Annotated in this window: 22 protein-coding genes; 8 read left to right on the top strand and 14 right to left on the bottom strand. The window is 51.0% G+C overall.

Annotation, left to right across the window (positions count from 1 at the left end):
• Positions 1 to 21 precede the first annotated feature (21 nt).
• The 6 genes from acpP to O5O45_RS04980 form a co-directional block, all read right to left on the bottom strand.
• Positions 22 to 255 (bottom strand): acyl carrier protein, encoded by a 234-nt coding sequence (gene acpP, locus O5O45_RS05005; RefSeq protein WP_011396045.1) that lies wholly within the window; start codon positions 253 to 255, stop codon positions 22 to 24.
• A gap of 113 nt (positions 256 to 368) precedes the next feature.
• Positions 369 to 1,100 carry a 3-oxoacyl-ACP reductase FabG gene (gene fabG / locus O5O45_RS05000; protein WP_305904160.1) on the bottom strand — a complete coding sequence of 244 codons (732 nt, stop codon included), beginning with the start codon at positions 1,098 to 1,100 and terminating at the stop codon, positions 369 to 371.
• A 13-nt stretch (positions 1,101 to 1,113) separates the two neighbouring features.
• Complete coding sequence (gene fabD, locus O5O45_RS04995; protein WP_305904159.1) at positions 1,114 to 2,034, bottom strand: ACP S-malonyltransferase; 921 nt, start codon at positions 2,032 to 2,034, stop codon at positions 1,114 to 1,116.
• Between the two features lie 72 nt (positions 2,035 to 2,106).
• Positions 2,107 to 3,114, bottom strand: a complete 1,008-nt coding sequence (gene plsX, locus O5O45_RS04990) for a phosphate acyltransferase PlsX (protein WP_305904158.1) — start codon at positions 3,112 to 3,114, stop codon at positions 2,107 to 2,109.
• Positions 3,115 to 3,125: 11 nt separating this feature from the next.
• Positions 3,126 to 3,305 carry a 50S ribosomal protein L32 gene (rpmF, locus tag O5O45_RS04985; RefSeq protein WP_011396041.1) on the bottom strand — a complete coding sequence of 60 codons (180 nt, stop codon included), beginning with the start codon at positions 3,303 to 3,305 and terminating at the stop codon, positions 3,126 to 3,128.
• A gap of 47 nt (positions 3,306 to 3,352) precedes the next feature.
• Positions 3,353 to 3,874, bottom strand: coding sequence for a YceD family protein (locus tag O5O45_RS04980; RefSeq protein ID WP_305904157.1), 522 nt, complete (start codon positions 3,872 to 3,874; stop codon positions 3,353 to 3,355).
• Positions 3,875 to 3,999: 125 nt separating this feature from the next.
• Here O5O45_RS04980 and O5O45_RS04975 point away from each other — a divergent pair, with 125 nt between their 5' ends.
• The gene (locus tag O5O45_RS04975) at positions 4,000 to 4,596 is read left to right on the top strand and encodes a Maf family protein (RefSeq protein ID WP_305904156.1); all 597 of its coding nucleotides are present in this window, start codon (positions 4,000 to 4,002) and stop codon (positions 4,594 to 4,596) included.
• 38 nt (positions 4,597 to 4,634) lie between these two features.
• Here the strand turns inward: O5O45_RS04975 and O5O45_RS04970 are convergent, their stop codons facing one another.
• Genes O5O45_RS04970 through O5O45_RS04960 form a run of 3 tightly spaced genes read right to left on the bottom strand, consistent with a single transcriptional unit; the run spans position 4,635 to position 7,286 of the window.
• Positions 4,635 to 5,624: a S49 family peptidase gene (locus tag O5O45_RS04970; RefSeq protein ID WP_305904155.1), complete on the bottom strand. Its 990-nt coding sequence runs from the start codon at positions 5,622 to 5,624 to the stop codon at positions 4,635 to 4,637.
• 60 nt (positions 5,625 to 5,684) lie between these two features.
• Positions 5,685 to 6,326, bottom strand: a complete 642-nt coding sequence (locus O5O45_RS04965) for an HAD-IA family hydrolase (RefSeq protein WP_305904154.1) — start codon at positions 6,324 to 6,326, stop codon at positions 5,685 to 5,687.
• 12 nt (positions 6,327 to 6,338) lie between these two features.
• A complete protein-coding gene (locus tag O5O45_RS04960; protein ID WP_305904153.1) occupies positions 6,339 to 7,286 on the bottom strand; it encodes an RluA family pseudouridine synthase in 948 nt (315 codons plus the stop codon).
• Positions 7,287 to 7,836: 550 nt separating this feature from the next.
• Here O5O45_RS04960 and rne point away from each other — a divergent pair.
• Together rne and O5O45_RS04950 are read left to right on the top strand one after the other, a co-directional pair.
• Positions 7,837 to 11,007, top strand: a complete 3,171-nt coding sequence (rne, locus tag O5O45_RS04955; protein ID WP_305904152.1) for a ribonuclease E — start codon at positions 7,837 to 7,839, stop codon at positions 11,005 to 11,007.
• A 222-nt stretch (positions 11,008 to 11,229) separates the two neighbouring features.
• Positions 11,230 to 11,787: a YecA/YgfB family protein gene (locus tag O5O45_RS04950; protein ID WP_305904151.1), complete on the top strand. Its 558-nt coding sequence runs from the start codon at positions 11,230 to 11,232 to the stop codon at positions 11,785 to 11,787.
• Positions 11,788 to 11,826: 39 nt separating this feature from the next.
• Here the strand turns inward: O5O45_RS04950 and O5O45_RS04945 are convergent, their stop codons facing one another.
• Positions 11,827 to 12,996, bottom strand: coding sequence for a phospholipase D-like domain-containing protein (locus O5O45_RS04945; protein WP_305904150.1), 1,170 nt, complete (start codon positions 12,994 to 12,996; stop codon positions 11,827 to 11,829).
• Positions 12,997 to 13,006: 10 nt separating this feature from the next.
• Complete coding sequence (locus O5O45_RS04940) at positions 13,007 to 13,867, bottom strand: PHP domain-containing protein (RefSeq protein ID WP_305904149.1); 861 nt, start codon at positions 13,865 to 13,867, stop codon at positions 13,007 to 13,009.
• Positions 13,868 to 14,034: 167 nt separating this feature from the next.
• Here O5O45_RS04940 and O5O45_RS04935 point away from each other — a divergent pair, with 167 nt between their 5' ends.
• The 4 genes from O5O45_RS04935 to O5O45_RS04920 all read left to right on the top strand — a co-directional run bounded on the left by O5O45_RS04935 (position 14,035) and on the right by O5O45_RS04920 (position 16,471).
• Positions 14,035 to 14,619, top strand: a complete 585-nt coding sequence (locus O5O45_RS04935; RefSeq protein WP_305904148.1) for a septation protein A — start codon at positions 14,035 to 14,037, stop codon at positions 14,617 to 14,619.
• A gap of 47 nt (positions 14,620 to 14,666) precedes the next feature.
• On the top strand, positions 14,667 to 14,966 hold the full coding sequence (locus O5O45_RS04930; protein WP_305904147.1) for a YciI family protein: 300 nt from the start codon (positions 14,667 to 14,669) through the stop codon (positions 14,964 to 14,966).
• Positions 14,967 to 15,221: 255 nt separating this feature from the next.
• Positions 15,222 to 15,800, top strand: a complete 579-nt coding sequence (locus tag O5O45_RS04925; RefSeq protein WP_371747963.1) for a TIGR04211 family SH3 domain-containing protein — start codon at positions 15,222 to 15,224, stop codon at positions 15,798 to 15,800.
• 359 nt (positions 15,801 to 16,159) lie between these two features.
• Positions 16,160 to 16,471, top strand: a complete 312-nt coding sequence (locus O5O45_RS04920; protein ID WP_305904145.1) for a PilZ domain-containing protein — start codon at positions 16,160 to 16,162, stop codon at positions 16,469 to 16,471.
• 50 nt (positions 16,472 to 16,521) lie between these two features.
• Here O5O45_RS04920 and rraA read toward each other — a convergent pair whose 3' ends face one another.
• The 3 genes from rraA to ppsA form a co-directional block, all read right to left on the bottom strand.
• Positions 16,522 to 17,013: a ribonuclease E activity regulator RraA gene (gene rraA, locus O5O45_RS04915; RefSeq protein WP_305904144.1), complete on the bottom strand. Its 492-nt coding sequence runs from the start codon at positions 17,011 to 17,013 to the stop codon at positions 16,522 to 16,524.
• Positions 17,014 to 17,098: 85 nt separating this feature from the next.
• Positions 17,099 to 17,776, bottom strand: a complete 678-nt coding sequence (locus O5O45_RS04910; RefSeq protein ID WP_305904143.1) for an NAD(P)H-binding protein — start codon at positions 17,774 to 17,776, stop codon at positions 17,099 to 17,101.
• A gap of 128 nt (positions 17,777 to 17,904) precedes the next feature.
• On the bottom strand, positions 17,905 to 20,235 hold the full coding sequence (gene ppsA, locus O5O45_RS04905; protein WP_371747996.1) for a phosphoenolpyruvate synthase: 2,331 nt from the start codon (positions 20,233 to 20,235) through the stop codon (positions 17,905 to 17,907).
• Positions 20,236 to 20,661: 426 nt separating this feature from the next.
• On the opposite strand from ppsA, the gene ppsR reads away from it, so the two are divergent.
• Positions 20,662 to 21,480 carry a posphoenolpyruvate synthetase regulatory kinase/phosphorylase PpsR gene (gene ppsR / locus O5O45_RS04900; protein ID WP_011396022.1) on the top strand — a complete coding sequence of 273 codons (819 nt, stop codon included), beginning with the start codon at positions 20,662 to 20,664 and terminating at the stop codon, positions 21,478 to 21,480.
• Positions 21,481 to 21,517: the final 37 nt, after the last annotated feature.

Below are 21,517 nucleotides of genomic sequence, written 5' to 3'. Positions count from 1 at the left end.
TTGGTCTGAGAAGGTTACTTCTTATTGATTAGCCAAGATGTAGTCGATAGCGTCTTGAACAGTTGTGATCTTCTCTGCTTCTTCGTCTGGGATTTCGGTCTCGAATTCTTCTTCAAGCGCCATTACCAGCTCCACAGTATCCAGAGAGTCAGCACCGAGATCTTCAACGAACTTGGAAGTCAGTTGAACGTCGCCCTCTTTAACTCCCAACTGCTCACAAACAATCTTCTTAACGCGCTCTTCGACAGTACTCATAATTTCCTCACTCTTATTTCATAACCAAGCACTTAATCGCGTGCTAGTCTAGTTGAACCCTATTTAATTAATCAAGCTAAAGTTCACGCACCGCATAGCGCGGCGGCGCAAACTTAACCCATATACATGCCGCCGTTTACATGGATGGTCTCACCGGTAATATAGCCGGCGGCGTCAGAAACCAAAAATGAAGCCACTTCAGCAATTTCGGATGGCTTACCAAGGCGCTGCAAAGGAATAGCGCTCAGCAAGGCCTCTTTCTGGGCTTCAGGCAATTCACTGGTCATATCTGTCTCGATAAAACCAGGCGCAATCGCATTAACCGTAATCCCTCTGGCGCCAATTTCTTTTGCAAGGGAGCGCGTAAATCCTTCAATCCCCGCTTTGGCGGCGGCATAGTTAACTTGCCCCGCATTCCCCATTGAGGCGACCACAGAGCTAATGTTAATAATTCGACCCCAACGCGCCTTCATCATGCTTTTCACCACCAGCTTGCTCATGCGAAAAACCGAGCTCAAGTTGGTTTGAACCACTTGATCCCAATCTTCGTCTTTCATGCGCATGATCAAGGTATCCCGGGTAATGCCTGCATTATTTATCAACACAGCCGGAGCGCCAAATTCTTCTTCAATTGACTTGAGGCACTGAGCAATGGATTCATCTGAAGCCACGTCCAGCACTTTGCCCGCCCCCTTACCGATAGCGCTCAGGCGCTCGGTAATCGCCGCCGCACCGGATTCAGAGGTGGCCGTACCAATTGTGATATAACCCGCTTTCGCCAACGAGTCCGCAATGGCGCTGCCGATACCTCTGGAAGCACCAGTCACCAAGGCTACTTTATCCATTATGGGAGTCCTTCTATAACGCGTTCCAGACTTCTGCGTCTGATAGCGATTGAATGGAAGCGGCGCGATCAATCTTCTTAACCAGACCCGCCAAGACTTTGCCTGGACCGCACTCTACATAGCTGTCCACGCCCTTCTCGCTGATATATTGAACGCTCTGCGTCCACAACACAGGAGAAAATAATTGTTTGATCAGATTGTCTTTGAGTTCAGCAAGATCATCGACAGACCTCGCCCCCACATTCTGGACAATTGGAGTAGACGGCTTGTTAAACGACATAGCGCCGATATGCTCCGCCAGCTTCTCCGCCGCAGGCTTCATCAACGCGCAATGGGACGGCACGCTCACAGCCAATTTCAAAGCGCGCTTCGCACCCTTCTCCTTAAGCGCCACAATAGCCCTTTCTACAGCAGGCTCCACTCCTGCTATAACCACTTGTCCCGGGCAGTTGAAATTCACAGCCTCAACGCACTCTCCAACAGCCACTTCGCGACAACCGTCAATCACGGCTTGGTCATCCAACCCCAGAATCGCCGCCATCGCCGTCGCCTGCCCTTCGACAGACTTCTGCATAAGTTGGCCACGCAACTGAACCAGCTTCACGCCATCTTGCAGACCGATGACGCCAGCGGCGACCAAAGCGCTATATTCACCAAGACTGTGACCCGCCATAAAAGAGATGGAGGGGTTCGCTTTCTGCTGATGATATAGCCGCCATAGAGCTATACTGGCGGTCAGGATAGCAGGTTGCGTAATTTCAGTTTTGTTGAGTTGATCTTCGGGTCCGTTTTGAGTCAAAGACCAGAGGTCATAACCCAAGGCGTCGGACGCCTCCTGAAATGTTTCGGCAATTGATGGAAACGCCTGATTGAGATCAGATAACATCCCAATGCTTTGCGCCCCTTGCCCTGGAAATAAGATAGCAGTGTTCATCGGCTTAGAATACTCAAATACAGTTAAACGGAGTAATTAGATCAAAGTTGTATTACAACTTGCATCAGAGCGTCATATAAGCTCATCAAGGCGGGCGTTTATCATCTCTGGCACACCTTTCTGCGCCTCAAAAATAGCCTGCTCCAGCGCACTAAGGAACCCCGTCTCCCGCGCATTGCCATGACTTTTAATCACAGTCGCCTGAAGCCCAATTAGACTTGCACCGTTGTGACGGGACGGATCCACCAAGTCGCGCAACTTACGCAACATTGGCAACGCCGCATATCCAACCAAACGACTGTACCAGTTACGATTGAACACACTCTTGACCATACCGATCATCAGCTCCACCACCCCTTCGCCAGCTTTCAGAGCGACATTGCCGACAAAGCCGTCACACACCACCACATCAGCAATGGTTTTAAATATGTCCCCACCTTCTACATAGCCAATGTAGTTAACTGACTCACACTCCGCCAGCATGCGCGAAGCCAAGCGCACCTGCTCATTCCCCTTGATTTCCTCTTCCCCCACATTCAGAAGCGCCACCCTCGGCTCAGGCTTGCCCTCTAACGCCTCAACCAAAGCAGACCCCATAAGGGCGAACTGGTACAAATGCTCAGCCGTACAATCAACGTTGGCGCCCAAATCCAATACATAACAGCGATTTTTAGGCGACGGGATGCGCTTCACAATGGCGGGACGATCCACCCCAGGGTGCGTTTTCAGAATTGATCTGGCCAACAACATCAAGGCGCCAGTATTACCCGCACTCACACAAGCATGAGCAGCCTTTTGCCGCACCAGTGATAACGCCACAGCCATAGAGGACTGCTGCTTTTTCCTGAGCGCATGACTGGGACGATCATCCATTCGGACAACATCAGGAGCATGAACAATTGAGATACGGGGAGAGCTAGGCTGATTGCGAAGCAGGCTTCTCAGCTCAGCTTCATCGCCAACCAAAATCAAACTTACGAAGGGATTATTTTTGATGCATTTTAATGCAGCAGGAATCACGATGGAGGGACCGAAGTCCCCACTCATCGTATCGACCGCAACTGTTATATTGCGTTCCAAGACAGGGCTTCTTAGTCCTGAGAAACCTCAACCACTTTCTTGCCACGATAGAATCCATCTGGAGTAACGTGGTGACGACGATGCTTTTCGCCAGTAGTCGGGTCGATGGACAACGCCGCTGAAGACAATGCATCATGTGAACGACGCATGCCGCGACGTGAACGGGATTTACGATTCTGTTGAACAGCCATTGCAATTCTCCTGAGCTAGCTCTTTCGCTAAAACTAATAAAACAGGTCTACTTTTTTAACAGGTCGCCCAGCACCGAGAAAGGATTATCAGCCTTTGTCTCGGACGCCTGCCCCTTAATTTCATTTAACTCGCCGCTACAGTGCTCATCTTCATGATATGCGAACATGGGCAAACTCAGCAGCAGCTCGTCTTCAATTGCCTGGAGCAGGTTAACCTCGCTCCCTTCCATAAGCACTGGCTCGTAGGAACGCGGTAACTGATCTAACTCAGATTCGGAACTTAAAAAGGCGAATGTAGTTTCACCGTTAATTTTCAGCCTAACTTCTCCCAAGCAACGCTGGCAGGTCAATCTCGCCAAAGTAGAATATGCAACGCATGCCACTCTGGAGCCCTGCTCATCACGCCTAAAACGGGCAGACGCTTCAATCTGATCTTCGTCAGTTGCGCCACCCGCCAGCTGATCCGCATATCTGGGGAGTGTTTTAGCCAAAATGACCCCCTCATGCGTGAGTTCTTTCTCACACAATTTATAGGGATCTACCAATTCCGGAATACCAGGCTTTTTCATAAGCGCGCAATTCTAGTGATGCGCCCAAACAAAGTCAAAGAGATGATTGCAAAATCACGGAATTAAAGCGATAAAAGAGCCGCAAATCGACTATTCGCCCCTATTACAAAGCTTAAGCCCCAAAGATGACGAATAAAAACACGCCTCCCTCTATTATATTAGGCTCAACCTCTCCTTACCGAGCCGCATTGTTACAAAAGCTAAACCTGAGTTTTCAACAGGCCGCCCCATGCTTTGACGAAAATACGGCGCCAACTAGCCACCCCAAAGATATAGCCATCAACTTCGCGAAAGAAAAGGCGGAAAGCCTCCGCAAACAGTTTCCAGACCACTTGATAATTGGCTCCGACCAAACGGCCGCACTTGATGGAAAGTTACTCAGAAAGCCTGGCGACAAAGCCAATGCCGCCAAGCAGTTAACCGCCTGTTCAGGCAAATCGGTGACCTTTTATAGCGGACTGGCGCTAATAAACACCAGACTCAACACCGTTAGAACTTGCGTCGACTGGCAAACCGTCTATTTCAGAGAGTTATCAAAAGAGGAAATCGAGCGCTATCTTGAACTCGAAGAACCCTTTGACTGCCTTGGCAGCTTCAAAGTCGAAGGCCTGGGGATTAGCTTATTTGAAAAAATAGAAGGAAAGGACCCCAACACACTTATCGGCCTCCCTCTAATCGACCTGATCACGCTACTCAAAAAAGAAGGGTTACGCATACCGTAACCCTTCATCACAATCATTTATCAAAAGAAGGAGAGCACTTACTGAAGCTGAGGCCCAGAACCCAATACAGCCTGAGCAACCCCCTTTCCAACACCAACCCCCAACTTTCCGAGCAGCTCATCAAATGGATTGCGCTTCGGTGTGTAGTTAATAAGCTTTTCCGCTTTCACAACCTCTCTGGCCACATAACCAGAGCTACCCAGACCATCAATCAATCCCAACCCCAAAGCCTGCTCACCACTCCAGATCATTCCAGAATATAGCAGCGGATTATCTTTATGAATGCGGTCACCCCGGCCTTTCTCAACCTGCTCAATAAACTGCTTATGAGTTGTATTCAATACACCCTGCCACAGTTCGCGCTCATCCTCTTTAACTGGCACAAAAGGATCCAAAAAGGACTTGTGCTCGCCGGCGGTGAAAATTCGGCGCTCGACACCCAACTTATCCATCGCATCAACAAACCCAAAACCAGATGCGGTCACACCAATAGACCCTACCAGACTCGCCTTATCAGCATAAATCTCATCCGCCGCCGCCGCGATGTAGTAAGCCCCGCTGGCGCCAATATCCATAATCACCGCGTACACTTTCTTATCTGGATGCTCGCCTTTCAGGCGACCAATCTCATCATAAACATAGCCCGCCTGGACCGGGCTTCCGCCAGGACTATTGATACGCAAGATAACCGCCTTGGCTGCATCCTCTTCGAATGCATCCCGTAACGCAGATACGATGGCGTCCGCATTAGCCTCCTCAGAGGCGGCGATAACGCCGTTCACTTCAATTACCGCCGTATGAGGCTCTGTACGCGCAGCAACGTTTTTACCTACGCCGGGACTGAGAGCAATCACAATGAAAAACAGGTACAAAAAGGTCAGTGACTTAAAAAAAATCCCCCAGCGACGCGCCTTGCGTTGCTCGCTGAGAGAACTCATCACCATTTTTTCAATAAGACGCCACTCTTTTTGGTTTCCTGGCTGCCCAGAAGACTCCCGCATCGCTTTATCTTCAGAATTTTCAAACATATTCGCTTTTACACACCTGCTAGCTTGGTCTTAACATCCATAGTCACAACTACAAGGCCATCACAGAAACAATTTCTGCAACTCAGCCACATTATCCACGACCGCTACCGGCCCATATTTTTGCAACCGGAAAACTTGATGGGCGCCATGAGACAACGCTACACGATCCATACCCAATCGCATAGCCATCTCCATATCGTACTCTGTGTCCCCAACCATCACTGCTTCATGCGGCTGTAGCGAAAACTCGCCCAACAACTCCTGCAGCATAAGCGGGTCCGGCTTGGAACGGGTCTCGTCCGCACACCTGACAGCATCGAAGTACGCACACATCTCCATTGCATTGAGCGCTCTATCCATGCCGCGACGACTCTTACCTGTTGCAATTGCAGTCAGATATCTAGCCTTACGCAGCCCATCCAGCATATCAATAACCCCCGGATACAGCCCGCTCCGAGTTATCTCCGCCAACAGGAACTGCGCCGAATACGCCTCTTTAAAGCCATCGACAAACATCTGATCCTCAATGCCAAATAACTCGATAATCGCCTCAGACAAACCAAGCCCGATTATATTCTTGGCCGCCTCTCTTCCCGGAAAAGGCGCCTGCATTTTTTTACTGGCCGCCTCCAAACAGTCCACGATATGAGAAGTGGAGTCAGCCAAAGTCCCATCCCAATCAAATATCAACAACTTATACATATGATTTCGACGCTAACTTCTCAGCACAGGGGAATAGTCTTCATCCCACTCACATACGATCTTTTGCTCTGGGCGATCAGGCCAACTCAAACGCAACGAGTAGGCGTGCAGGCACAACCTTTTAACGCCGCTATCCCGGTAGACCTTATTCGTTTCCGAGTCGCAGTATTTGTCATCGCCAATGATAGGGTGTCCGGCAAATTTCGCATGCACTCGAATCTGATGCGTTCTCCCCGTAATTGGCTGAGCCTCAACCAAAGAGCGCTCCGCACCGGAATACAACACCCTGAAACGCGTCTCACTGGCCTTGCCATCTTCACTGACACTCACCATACGCTCCCCAGAACGCAGAACATTTTTTTTCAGCGGAGCGGTTATTACTGACTTATGCTTAGGCCATTTCCCACACACCCAAGCATGATAGATTTTCTCCACCCTGCCAGTTTTCAACATATCATGGAACTGCACCAAGGCCCGGCGCTTTTTCGCCAGCACTAAAACACCAGATGTGTCGCGATCAAGTCGATGAGCCAATTCAAGAAAACGCAAGTCCTGGCGCGCAGCGCGAAGAATTTCAATGATGCCGAAGCTGACGCCGCTTCCACCATGGACAGCTACGCCGCATGGCTTATTTATGATAAGCAGCTCGTCATTCTCAAACAGCGTTGATTGAGAGATCAACTCTATCAGACCAGCGGGTATAACAGGTTCTGAATTATCCGTTTCCGATACACGAATGGGAGGAATTCTAACCAAGTCTCCGCTTTTCAGTTTTGTCTCGGGCTTGCATCGCCCTTTATTTATTCGCACCTCTCCCTTGCGAATTATTTTATATATTTTCCCCTTCGGCACGCCTTTCAGCTCTCGCACCAGAAAGTTATCCAGGCGTTGGCCATCAGACCCACTATCGATAGTAACAACTCGGGCGCCGACGCCGGCCCCGCCATCTAACTTAGTCACAAATATTTAACTCTGGCGTAAATCGCAAATATTCTTGAATAAAAACCGGACAAAACAAACGTGATTGAATGCCAGGGGTTTAACTGCTATATTTTCAAGGCGCTAACTCGGCGGAAAAAGGTAGGCCATTTAGCATCCGAATAGCTGAGCGATGACATAACATCAGGCGCGAAGAGATTATACAGAGTTGAACACGGGTTATAAACCGAGCGTTGACTCCAAGCCTATATGCTGTAATCAGACTGGCAACCGATAAAACGGCGCCGAGAGACGCATATCCAGGCGGAACGAATTCCCGCGGTAGGGGCAATTACCTTCCCGCCCACCCTCTGATTATAAAAGAGGGTGGAAAACTAGTGACGACACGGCGCACGCATAGATAATGTACGGCTCGCACAATAGAGGCACAATCTGTAACTCTATGGTTGACCCGGATGATCCCATCCCATGGTCCACCAGCACATCTCCGCTGTGGCCTCACGCATCACCGTTCCGACTTGCTTAAGCGGTTTTTGGCGCCCACAGAACACTGAGTGGGACAAAAACATAAATGAAGCGAATGTTGATCAACGCAACTCAACCAGAGGAGTTGCGTGTAGCCCTCGTTGACGGACAAAAACTGTACGACCTGGACATTGAGTCCGGCACCCGCGAGCAAAAAAAATCCAATATCTATAAAGGCAAAATTACCCGCATAGAGCCCAGCCTTGAGGCCGCCTTTGTAGACTTCGGCGCAGAGCGCCACGGCTTCCTGCCCCTAAAAGAAATTTCCCGCGAATATTTCAAGAGTCAGCCGCAAAAAGGCGGCAAGATGAACATCAAGGATTTGCTGCAGGAAGGTCAGGAAATCATTATCCAGGTGGATAAAGAAGAGCGCGGCAATAAAGGCGCAGCTCTCACGACATTCATCAGTCTGGCTGGCCGCTACTTGGTGCTAATGCCAAACAACCCCCGCGCGGGCGGCATTTCTCGTCGTATTGAAGGCGATGATCGCGACCAATTGAAAGACGCCATGTCAGGCCTGACAGTCCCCAAAGACATGGGACTGATTATCCGCACTGCGGGCGTTGGCCGCTCCTCCAAAGAGCTGCAAAGAGACTTGGACTACCTGCTGCAATTCTGGGACTCCATCCGTCACGCATCAGATAGCAAACCAGCCCCCTTCCTGATCTATCAGGAGAGTAACGTAGTCATCCGCGCCACCCGCGACTACTTGCGCCAGGATATTGGCGAAGTTCTGATCGACCACCCTCAGGTGCATCAGGACGCGCTCAACTTTGTAAAAGCGGTGATGCCAAACTTCGAAAACCGTATCAAGCTGTACCAAGATGATATCCCTCTGTTCAATCGCTACCAGATTGAAAGCCAGATCGAAACCGCGTTCCAGAGAGAGGTAAAACTCCCGTCCGGCGGCTCTATTGTTATAGATCCTACCGAAGCCCTGGTTTCTATCGACATCAACTCTGCTCGCGCCACCAAAGGGGGCGACATTGAAGAGACCGCACTGCAAACCAACCTGGAAGCAGCAGACGAAATCGCACGCCAACTGCGTCTGCGCGATATTGGCGGTCTGATCGTTATCGACTTTATCGACATGACGCCCAACAAGAACCAGCGTGAGGTGGAGAATCGCCTGAAAGAGGCGCTGGAATTGGACCGCGCCCGCGTGCAAATCGGCAAAATTTCCCGCTTCGGCTTATTGGAAATGTCACGCCAACGCCTGCGTCCATCATTAGGCGAAACCCGTAACGAAATGTGCCCCCGCTGTAAAGGCCAGGGCTCTATTCGCGGAGTAGAGTCTCTTGCTCTTTCCGTCATGCGACTGATCGAAGAGGAAGCGTTTAAAGAGCGTACAGCGGAAGTCCGCGCAATCTGCCCAATCAGCGTCGCCACATACCTGCTGAACGAAAAACGTGAGAATTTAGCCAAAACGCAAAAGCGTCATGGCGTGAAAGTGATTGTAGTCCCGAACTCGCATATGGACACCCCTCACTTCGAAGTTCAGCGCATCCGGGACGACAACGCCAATGTTAGCGAGATCAGCTACAACGTGAAGCCTGAGATGGAAGAGAAAAATCCGGTTGAAAGCCTGCTGCACAAAGAAGTTGTGCGCCAGGAAGCCGCAGTAAAAACCATCGTGCCCAGCTCCACGCCTACCGCTCCAAGCGAGGAAGTCGGCCTGCTGAAACGCCTGCGCCAGAAAGTGTCAAAGATGTTCTCTGGTGAAAAGAAAGACAGCGATCTCAAGATTACTGTTACAGAGTCTCCGCAAACGTCACAAGACAAAGACGCCGGCCGCAGAAAAGTTAAAGTACGGGACCGTCAGGACGGGCAACGCGACAATCAACGTCAGGATTCCCGCCAAGCCGAATCCCGGGATGGCGGACAGGATAACCGTCGCGGCAACCGTGGTCGCAATGATGATCGTAACCAGCGCCGCAACGAACGCAATGAGCGCAACGACGGACAGAAAGATAGACGCCAACGCGACCGCGACTCCAACAAAGGCGACTCTCAGCGCGACCAAAAAGGCCGCAACGAATCACCGAAAGCGGAGTCAAGCAGCCAGGAAAAATCGGAGTTTAGCCGCCCGAGGCGCGATCGCTCCTCCGGCAAACCCGTCCCTCGCCCACAGCGCCAGGACAGACCTGAGCGCCAAGACAAACCTGAAACCCAGGAGAAAGTGACCGAGGAGACTGTAGAGCGCATCACTCCCACTGCAGCCGCCAGCGTCGCAGAAGAACCTGTGAAGGCTGAAATCGCTAAAGAGGTGTGGAACAAGTCTGTAGAAGCTATTGCTGGAGCAGAGAGCTCCGACAGCGTCCAACCGTCGCAGACCCAAGCGGAAGAGAAAAGCGCAGCGCCTGCTCAGCAATCAGAAAAGCAGCCCCATGAATCCGCTGACCAGAGTAAGGCGCCGCAAGATCGCGCGTCAGCGCAGTCAGCAAAACACTCCGATGCGGATTCACGCCAACGCAAACACGATGGCGTTGAAGCCAAGCAGGACGCAAGCGAAGGCGAGAAGGAAAAGCCTGAGCGCAGATCCCGGGCGGAGAATGATCCTCGCAACAAAGCGCGGCGCCCTAAGCGAGAGGCTACGGAGACCAAATCAGAAGAGACGCCCAAAAGCTCGCTAGAAAAACCCGTCTCACAAGCGAAAGCAAGCGCGCCTGAGGTGGACAGCCCTTCTGCGGAAAGTAAAAACAAGGAAGACAAGAAAGAGGAGCGTATGGCTAAGGCGCCCGCTGTCGAGCGACCAAAGAAAGAGGCGACCACAGAGCCCAAAGAGAAGCCAGACACAGCGCCTGCGACGGACAAAAGCGCAACCAAAACCGCGCCAGAGCCAACAGCAGAGAAGAAACTTTCCGACAAACCTACTGAGGCAGCTGCGGAAGAAGAGCCTAAGCGGGCCTTCAACGACCCTCGTGAGGTACGCAAACGCATACAGGCTCAGAAGACTCCCGCCGGCAATGGCGCGACTGGAGCAATGGCAACCCGGCAAATGGCGGCTCCCAAAGCCCCCGAAGCGGCAACCATCGAGTCCAAGACGGAAATGAAAGAGCCTGAGCAGCCTAAAAAGGCGCCAGCTCCAGCGGCCGAGAAACCTCGCGAGGAAGCAGAGTCTCCCAAGAGCGCTCCCAGCGCTCCGGAAGCGACCGTCTCCGATGTAAAGGCTGAAGACAAACCTTCATCACAGGACAGCAAGGCGTCACAAGCCTAAGCCGGCGATAACCGGCACAATGACGCGCCGACGGCGGGCCGCAACGCCAGCCGTCGGCGTCTCGCTTTTTGCTCCTGGTTCAGACCGAGACATACCGCAAACCTTATAAACGGGACGATCATGTCGGTGCAAAACGCGGATATTAATACTTCACATTTTTGCTGTAGCATCCACTATCGGCATAAATTAGACTGATTCAAAGCGTCCTCTAAGGAACCCGTCATGCAATCCGAAGCTTTTCCCTTTACCTCCCAGGAAATCGACCATCTTGAGTCATTGTTGTTCGACAACGACCAAGAAGAAGAAAACCTGGATCTATTTGGGATTCACGGTCTCTTGAGCGCCTTTGCCGTTGGTCCGGCGGATGCGGACGTCAACGAGTGGCTACGCCTTATTCTGGACGACTCCTGCCAACTGGAGAGCCAAGAACTTGAGGCAATCAAACAAGCCATTCTGAAGCTGTTCAAACATATCGAACAGCAACTTCACAGCGAAGAAAACGTCTCCGTACCAGAAGAAATTTTTGACGATGAAGACGCACTGGCTAACTGGTCTGCAGGATTCATTGAAGGCTTCTTGAGCAATGAAAAGCAGTGGTTTGAAGGCTACGACGAAGCTGCGGTGGCGTCACTCTTGCTACCCATGATGGCGCACTCTGAACTCTTTGAGGATGAAGACTTCGAGGACATAAAACACAATGACAAGCTGATGGCGGAGATGGCGGACCAGATTCCTGAGAATCTAACCGATCTATACCTGCTTTATCACGCTAAGCAGTAGGCTTTTTTAGGCGGCCCTCACACCTTGTCGAGGGTCGCGCTACCTCAGAAACCGAATCAACAGCTCGTCTAACTTCCCCATCAAATAGACCATCAGCCGACCATACCAACCCATTCTATTCAAAGAGTCCAAGGTTACCGCCCTGCTCTTCTTACGACACTGTTCGAAAAAGCCAGCCACTTGGGTGGCGAACTCCGCATTCCACACTTCCTGATTCGCTTCCAGGTTCCAGCGATATGTCCAATGATCGAGATTGAATGAACCAACTGAACACCAGTCGTCGCATATATATACTTTGGCGTGAATAAACGTCGGCTGGTATTCATACAATGCCACTCCCGCTCGCAGTAAAGAGCGATAATGACGCCGCGCGGCATAAGTCACTCCCGGGTGGTCACTGGTCAATCCCGGAACGATAATCTGTACTTTAACCCCTTTTCGAGCCGCCCAACGTAAAGCGCGCCTGACCCGCCAAGATGTAACGAAATAAGGAGTGATAATCTGCAGGCTGCCGTGGGAGCGCTTAATGCGGCGCAGTAACTCACGCACAATATCCTGTTTACGCCACCCCCAACCAAAAGCGGCGCGCCCAGTCATCTCGCCCCCTTTCGCCGCCGTACGCCCCAAAGGCAGTATGGTCTCGCTGCTTTCACGCCAGACTTCCCGAAACCCCCTATCCCAGTCCGTCAACACTGGTCCGGAGATAGTCACCGCCACATCCAGCCAGGCCGCCCCCGCCTCGTCGCCAATCGACTCGTATGCCATTTCTGGGACAGGTTCGCCGGGATCTGGAGTCTGCGGAAAAAAGTCATCCGTAATCCCAAAACCACCGACCAACGCCACCTCGCCGTCCACTAACACCAGTTTGCGATGATCTCTGTTGAAGTTTCGAGTCCAACGTCGATAATTTATGGGATTGTATGCAGCGACATGGATATTCGCCGGCAAGGCATGAGATAAAAAGAGGTCCCGTAGCACGGGGCGGGAGCCAAAATCATCCAGCAGTAAAAATACCTGTACCCCACGATTCGACGCCTCTTCCAATAAGGCATACACCCACTGAAAGGCCCGCCCTCTCTCCACCAAATACATTTCAATAAATATATAGTGACGGGCGGAGGAAAGCGCCTGATGTAGCGCTTGCAAAATTTCCATGTGTCCAATGTAGAAACTAAAAGCGTTGTCTCCGACAACCTTGCATCTATCCATGAGTGTTCATTTATTGTCGCGCGAGCAAGATGTCAATGAGACTGGGTAAAGATGGCGCCATTTTGGGAAATCTACCCAATTGACGCCAAGGCATCATAGCGCCGTGATAGTCGCTACCGGCGGATTGCGCCAACCCAAGCTTTCCGGCCTCCTGCTGAATCCAGCCGAACTCGCCAGAGTTGATGTCGGGCACCGACACCTCCACCGCATCTCCGCCACAGGCTTTAATTTCCCCCATTAAACGCCGCAGTTTCGTAGCCGTCATTTTGTATTTGAAAGGGTGCGCCAAGGAGCTATATCCCTTGCTACGTTTCACCGCAGAGAGAACTTCTTCAAGATCCGGCCAATACAACTTCACATCGCCAATCTTCCCTGCGCCCAGGTACTTCTTGAAAGCCACATCAATTGATTCAACCGCTTCCATTTCCACTAACGCCTGGGCAAAGTGCGGGCGAGCCGGCACGCCGCTCTCCGCATAGGCTTCCGCTCGAGCGTATAAATCGGCGATCTTCAGCTTTCTCTCCAATTTTTCGGCGATCACTCTGGCGCGATCCAAACGTCGCGTTTTCTGCTTCTCCAACAGCACTGCAACGTCACCGCCCTCCAGATCAAAATCAAACGCCAGCATATGCAGCGTCATTCCTTGCCATAGGCATGAGAACTCCGCACCGGCAATCAGCCTGATCCCTTGCGCCTTATCCAATGACGCATCCATCAAAGAACGCATCCCTTCCACGGTATCGTGATCCGTGATAGCTAAAGTTGTCAGTCCCCGGCTGACGGCCAGCTCCAACAGCTCTGCAGGACTTCGGGAGCCATCCGAAGCGGTGGTGTGACAGTGAAGATCGAAGTCATGATTGACAATCTGCATAAATGGTTACAAAACCCTAAAGTACAACGCTAGTAGAAAATACAGTATCATCTCGTCTAATTTAAGTTCTAATTAAAAAAGTTCTCCGCACGCCTAAACTTGCATCATTGTGGGAGACAATAACCGCCGACGGCCCAACTGACCGTCGCCAAACGACACGGCTACCTATGAAACTGTTATTTGATTTTTTCCCGATTATTCTTTTTTTTGTAGTCTATAAAGCGACTAACGATATCGTCACCGCCACCGCCGCACTTATACCCGCCACCATCGCACAAGTCGCCTTCTCCTGGTTTAAATATAGAAAAGTGGAAAAGATGCATTTAATCGCCCTGGTTATCGTCGTGATACTGGGCGGCGCCACGATTCTATTTAAAGACGACACATTCATTAAGTGGAAACCCAGCGTAGTGTGCTGGCTGCTGGCCGTTGTATTTTTGATTGGCGGCTGGGTAAGCAAGAAGAACCTCTACCAGCGTATGATGGAGGCGAACATCAGCCTGCCGCAACACGCATGGTCCAAGCTGAACTATTCCTGGGTTATCTTTAACACCCTGCTGGGGGCGCTCAACTTGTATGTCGCCTACCACTACACCCAAGACCAGTGGGTTAATTTCAAGCTATTCGGCATGCTCGGTCTATCCCTGGTTTTCGCATTGATGCAGGGCGTTTACATCAGCCGCCACATGGAAGAGGACGAACCAGCGCCATCCGAGAGCGCCACAGGTAATGGCGATAACAAGTCCTTTTAGTTAACAAAGAAACTTCCAACATACCTCAAAGAATCAAGAGTCTCACAATGCTTTACGTCATTTACGCAGAAGACAAAGCTGACAGCCTGGAAAACAGAATGCAGGCAAGGCCAGACCACCTCCAGCGTCTGGAAACGTTGAAACAGCAAGGCCGCCTCATCCTCGCCGGCCCCACTCCACATGTTGACGCGATGGATCCAGGACCGGCCGGTTTCAGCGGCAGCGTGGTGATAGCGGAGTTTCCATCACTGGAGGACGCTAAAGCCTGGGCGGACGCCGACCCCTATGTTAAAGCGGGCGTGTATGAAAAAGTTACCGTCAAGCCATTCAAAAAAGTATTGCCCTGAGAACAACCAAACGCTCTGGGCGCTTGCGCTACCCTGTCGATATAGTTTAAAAAACATTCGACTAATGCTGCCGCTATTTAAAGCGGGAAGCAGGGTCAACTCAAACTGAGACGATGATACAAACGCGCCCGGGCTTTCCAACCATGTCACCGCATACTGATTAGGAATAACAACGTGGGAAAAAAAGCGCTTTTATTAGCCGGCTTGCTAATTTCCTCATTTGCATTTGCCGAAACGAAATATATTGACGATACCATGTACGCTCCGCTGCGAAGCGGCCAGGGCCTGGAGTTTCGTATCGTCCACAAAGGCGTAAAAAGCGGTACGCCGGTTGAGCATCTGCAAACCAACGCAGAGTCTGGATATAGCCTTATCCGCACCCCTGAAGGTATTGAAGGCTGGCTACCCACCCGCTTTTTGATCAATGAGCCCGTCGCCAGAGACAAGCTCAATAGAATGACGCAGCAATATACCGCGTTACAGCAGAAATTTAACGACCTACAGAACGAGTACAACCAGATCAAGGGCGAAAACTCTAACCTCGGCGGCGCTCGAGAGCAGCTGGAAAAGTCCAACAAAGAGCTTCAGCTGGAGCTTAGCAATATCAAGCGCATTTCCGAAAACGCAATCGCTCTGGATACCCGTAATCGCGAGCTCAGAGAAAGTAATGAGAAGCTGAAAAACGAAGTGGAATTGCTCTCTGCAGAAAATTTGCGCCTGAAAGACAGCGACGAGCGCGACAAAATGCTATTGGGTGGAGGACTGGTGTTACTTGGCGTCATTATCGCCCTGATTGTCCCCATGTTCAAAAGAGAGAAAAAAGCTGGCTGGTAACGCAGTCGCCTCCTAAGAACTTGTCCGCAATAGCATCCGGGTATGTTTGCGGACGAGTGCTACACTATTCTTATATAAGGAAGCAGACGTCCGTTTGCTTCTTTAAAGCCTTTTATAACCGGATACTTTCATCACTATATTTTTTATACCTCAGTGAGCTGAAAACGCGTCCGGAATAATGAAAGCGGGTGTGCTTGGAAGGGGGGAAAGGTTTTCATGCTATCAATATGTAGTGCCTTGATTCAATAGCACATACCAAATGTTCTACCAATAGGCCAACTTATAACAAATCCAGCTTTGACAGGTCCTTTTTAGCAGCGTATAAAACTAAGGACCCAATAACAATAAGTGAGGCCGCGATGAGACTGACAACTATGCGCGATTACAGCGAAAAACGTGACTTCATCCGTATGAAAGTTGACTCAGAAATTGTGTTGACGATCGCCGACACAGGCAGAAGCTTAACGGGGGTTTGCAAAGACCTCAGCGGAGCGGGAATGTCCATCGAAATCGGAGAGCCGTTCGCCGAAGGCGCGGAGTTCCAGACATCCCTCCCCTCATCCAACGAGGCATTTCCTTCTTTTGAGACCATCGTCAAAGTGATCAGATGTACTCCGGTATCTGAGGACAGATACATCATAGGCGTAGAGATCACCAAGGTCGTCAATTGACATCCATGAAAGGCGTCGCTCGACGCCTTTTTTGTTTCTGTGGACGGCTGTTACTCTTGAGGCATACTCAATGGCTCAGGAGATACAATCACGCCATTATTGTCTGCATAGACATAATGGCCGGGTTTAAATGTGACGCCGCCAAACGTAATGTCCACATTCAAGTCACCCATTCCCCTTTTATCCGTTTTCATGGGATGAGTACCTAATGCCTGGACTCCAAGATCAGTTTGGCGAATAACATCTACATCCCGGATGCATCCATAGATAATGATGCCTTCCCACCCATTGGCCGCTGCTTTTTCCGCCAGCATATCCCCCAATAGCGCAGCCCTTCTGGAGCCGCCGCCATCCACCACCATGACCTTACCACGCCCAGGTTGATCCACCTGCTGCTTGACGACGGAGTTATCCTCAAAACACTTAACCGTCACAATCTCTCCACCAAAAGAGCTTTTGGCGCCGAAGTTTTGAAACATTGGCTCAACTACTTTAACCAGCTGTGGATATGCGTCGCATAAATCCGGAGTGACATATTTCACTTATTAGTTCTCCATATTTTTATGAAAGTGCAGAGGCATTATTAAAAGGCTTTTACTAAGAAACTTAAACGGCCATGACCGTCTTTTATAGAGACCTTTGCAAACTATCGGATTCAAGCGTCAGAACGGATGATCGGCTTGAGGTTAGAGCTTGCTCCGCTTCCCGGACCATACGACACGCCAATTTATTTGCCTCCAGTCCGGCATACTTTCTAAGCGGTCCTTGCATAACAGGGCTCAACCAAGCCGCAGCTTTGACGCCAACTCCTTCCAAAAATCGAGACTCATGACGCTCACCAAGCAACAACGAGGGCCTGAAAATCGTCACAAAGGGAAAGTCTTCTTCCAGCACTGCCCGCTCCGCCTTTCCTTTGACGCGATTGTAGAAAAACAGTGACTTTTCTGACGCCCCTAGAGCCGATACCAGCAAAAAGTGACTGGAGCCATTACGCTTCATAGCACGAGCCGCAGCAGCAGGGTAGGCATAATCGACCCGACTGAATGCCTCCTGACTGCCCGCCTTTTTCATGGTTGAACCAAGGCAGCAAAACACGTCATCCGCACGTATATCCCTCAGTTCCTGCTCCAGCCGATCAAAGTTGACCACTCTCTGAGCCAACTTTTCACTTTCTACTTCAAGAGGGCGGCGCACGACTGCTGTAACTTGCTCATAGCACGCTGACGCAAGTATGCGGCGAAGACATAATCCACCGACAAGGCCACTCGCCCCCAGTATCAAAGCGCTACGCTTCCCATCCACCATTTAGTCTCCTTTGCTTCCTCTACGCCGAGACGTAGAACGTTTCTGAGGCGCGTTTGATAAGACAATATGCCTTCTAAACGCAAAAAGCCGGCATTCAGCCGGCTTTGCAAACATATCCAATGCTGTCGTTATGCGTGTTTTTCCGCCAGGAAAAACCAAGTATCCAGCACAGAGTCAGGGTTCAAAGAGACACTATCGATACCCTGGTCCATCAGCCACTTGGCGAAATCAGGGTGATCGGATGGACCCTGTCCGCAGATACCAATGTATTTGCCAGCGTTCTTACAGGCCTGAATAGCCATAGATAGCAGACGCAACACCGCATCGTTACGTTCATCAAACAAGTGCGCCACAATGCCGGAATCGCGATCTAGCCCTAGCGTCAGCTGAGTCAGGTCATTGGAACCGATGGAGAAACCATCAAAGTATTCCAGGAACTGTTCGGCTAACAATGCATTGGCAGGCAGCTCACACATCATGACCAGACGCAGACCGTTGTCGCCGCGACGCAGTTCATTTTGCTCAAGCAGCTCTACTACCTGCTTGGCTTCACCCACTGTCCGTACAAACGGAACCATGATTTCCACGTTGGTGAAGCCCATTTCATTGCGAACTTTCTTCAACGCGCGACATTCCAGCTCAAAACAGTCGCGGAAAGAATCCGAAATGTAGCGAGAGGCGCCGCGGAAGCCCAACATGGGGTTCTCTTCTTCCGGCTCATAGATGGTGCCGCCGATCAGGTTGGCGTACTCATTGGACTTGAAGTCAGACAAACGCACAATGACGCGCTGCGGGTAAAACGCCGCCGCCAACGTGGAAATGCCCTCGACCAACTTCTCGATGTAAAAATCAACAGGAGAAGAGTAACCGGAAATGCGCTTCTCCACGACTTGCTTAACATCACGAGGAAGGGTGTCGAAGTTCAACAGCGCCTTGGGATGCACGCCGATCATACGGTTAATGATGAACTCCAAACGCGCCAGCCCCACGCCTTCGTTGGGCAACGCCTGGAAGTCAAACGCGCGATCCGGGTTACCGACGTTCATCATGATTTTGAACGGCAGTTTAGGCATGGATTCAACGCTGTTTTTCTGCAGTTCGAAGTCCAGCAGACCTTCATAGATCATACCGGTATCGCCTTCGGCGCAGGAGACTGTCACATTCACGCCGTCCTGCAACAGCTCGGTGGCGTCTCCGCAACCGACCACCGCAGGGATGCCCAGCTCACGAGCGATAATCGCCGCGTGGCAGGTGCGGCCGCCGCGATCCGTCACGATGGCCGAAGCGCGCTTCATTACAGGCTCCCAATCAGGATCGGTCATATCAGTGACCAATACGTCGCCATCCTTAACCTTATCCATCTCGGAAATATTGGTGATGACGCGAACCGGACCGCTTCCGATCTTCTGACCGATGCTACGGCCTTCACACAGCACTTTACCCTTCTCTTTCAACAGGTAACGCTCCATGACGGCGGAAGCGCGGCTCTTAACGGTTTCTGGACGCGCTTGTACGATATATAGCTTGCCGTCGTCGCCGTCTTTCGCCCACTCGATGTCCATCGGACGGTCGTAATGCTTTTCGATAACCAACGCCTGACGCGTCAGCTCATAAATTTCCGCATCAGTCAGCGAAAACTTGCCGCGATCTTCCTGATCGACGTTTACAGTCTGCACGGACTTGCCGGCGGAGCCGTGATCGCCATATACCATCTTGATGGCTTTGCTGCCAAGATTGCGACGCAATACAGCGGGACGCCCGGCTTCGAATGTGGGCTTGTGAACATAGAACTCATCCGGGTTCACTGCACCCTGCACAACCGTTTCGCCCAAACCGTATGACGCAGTGATAAACACGACGTCTTTAAAGCCTGACTCCGTATCCAGGGTGAACATAACCCCACTGGATGCGGATTCACTGCGCACCATGCGCTGAATGCCCGCGGACAACGCCACGTGACTGTGCTCGAAGCCATGGTGGGCGCGATAGGAAATAGCGCGATCATTAAACAGAGACGCAAAGACTTCTTTCACTGCGTGTCTGATGTTGTCGACGCCGACGATATTGAGGAATGTTTCCTGCTGGCCTGCGAAAGAGGCGTCCGGCAGGTCTTCTGCAGTAGCGGAGGAACGAACCGCCACCGCCATATTCTGATTGCCTTCTTGCAGTTTGGCGACGCCAGAGGCGATCGCTTCATCCAACTGCTTGGGGAAAGGAGTGTCAGTGATCCACTGGCGAATACGGGAACCGGTTTCCGCTAACGCTACCACATCGTTCACATCCAACTTGGCCAGCTCATCATGAATACGCTTATCCAATCCCTCAGTTTGGAGGAACTCACGATAAGCGTGAGCGGTAGTGGCGAACCCCAACGGAACGGTAACCCCGGCGTGAGCCAGGTTACTGATCATCTCGCCAAGTGAGGCGTTCTTCCCCCCCACTTTGTCGATATCGCCCATACCCAGGCTTTCAAACCAAATGATGTAATCTTCCAAGGTGCTTCTCCCTAGTCAAATCATAGCGTTTGGCGTCAAACTACGAAGCATGTCGCAAATCATAGCTCAGCGGCGCCACACAGTTGTAACCGTTTACCGAGATAACTACAAGTAGCAGCCATCCCTATGATGTTTATGCCTAATCTTATTTGTGATTCACTTTATAAGCGACTTATCCGGCGTAGTCTAGCATCTGTATACTGAGCTCTGCACCCAACAATACAGGAAGACAATTAGCAATTAGGCGATTACGATCAAGTCTTTCAAATGTGACATTCCAGGCCAGTCTTGTCGGCGGCGGGACTCGCGACAAAGGAAACGCGCAGATACATTTAAATCATAACTAACTATTACTTCCGCCTTTTATATGCTTTGAGCAGGTTAAACTTCATGAAAAGAACCGCATTTTTTATATCCGACGGCACAGGCATTACCGCCGAAGCCCTGGGACAGAGTCTGCTGGCGCAGTTTGAATTCATAGAATTTGAAAAGATCACCCTGCCATATATCGACTCACTGGAAAAAGCCCGCAAAGCTGTCGCCCGCATAGATAAAGCATCAGAAATAGACGGGAATAAACCCGTCATATTCGACACTATCGTCAATAGTGAAATTCGCGCAGAAATACGCAAAAGCCAGGGATATATGATTGATATATTTGGCACCTTCCTGGAGCCCCTGGAACAGGAGCTGGGATCAAAATCCACTTACACTGTCGGGAAGTCCCACTCTATCGTCAGCAACTCCTCCTACAACCGTCGTATCGACGCTATGAACTACGCCCTGGAGAACGACGATGGCGCGCGCGTTCGCTACTATAATGAGGCGGATATCATTTTGGTCGGCGTCTCCCGTAGCGGTAAAACCCCCACGTGCATTTATCTTGCGCTGCAATACGGCATCAAGGCCGCCAACTTTCCCCTGACCGAAGACGACATTCTGGACCAACGCCTGCCGGAATCGCTGCGTAGCTACCGTGAAAAGATTTTCGGCCTCACCATAGACCCCGAGCGCCTTGCCGTCATTCGTAACGAGCGCAAACCCAATTCCAAATACGCGTCCATCAAGCAATGCAACTATGAAGTAGAGGAAGTGGAGCTGATGTACCGCCGTGAGCGTATCCCTTACCTCAACTCCACGGACTATTCCGTCGAGGAAATATCCACCCGCATCATGATGATGACCGGCATCGAACGCCACATTCGCTAATAAAAAAAGCCCCGGCGACCTGCATCCCCGGGGCTTT

The sequence above is a fragment of the Hahella sp. HNIBRBA332 genome, from assembly GCF_030719035.1.
GTDB lineage: Bacteria > Pseudomonadota > Gammaproteobacteria > Pseudomonadales > Oleiphilaceae > Hahella.
This window is presented reverse-complemented; position numbering and strand designations above follow the sequence as displayed.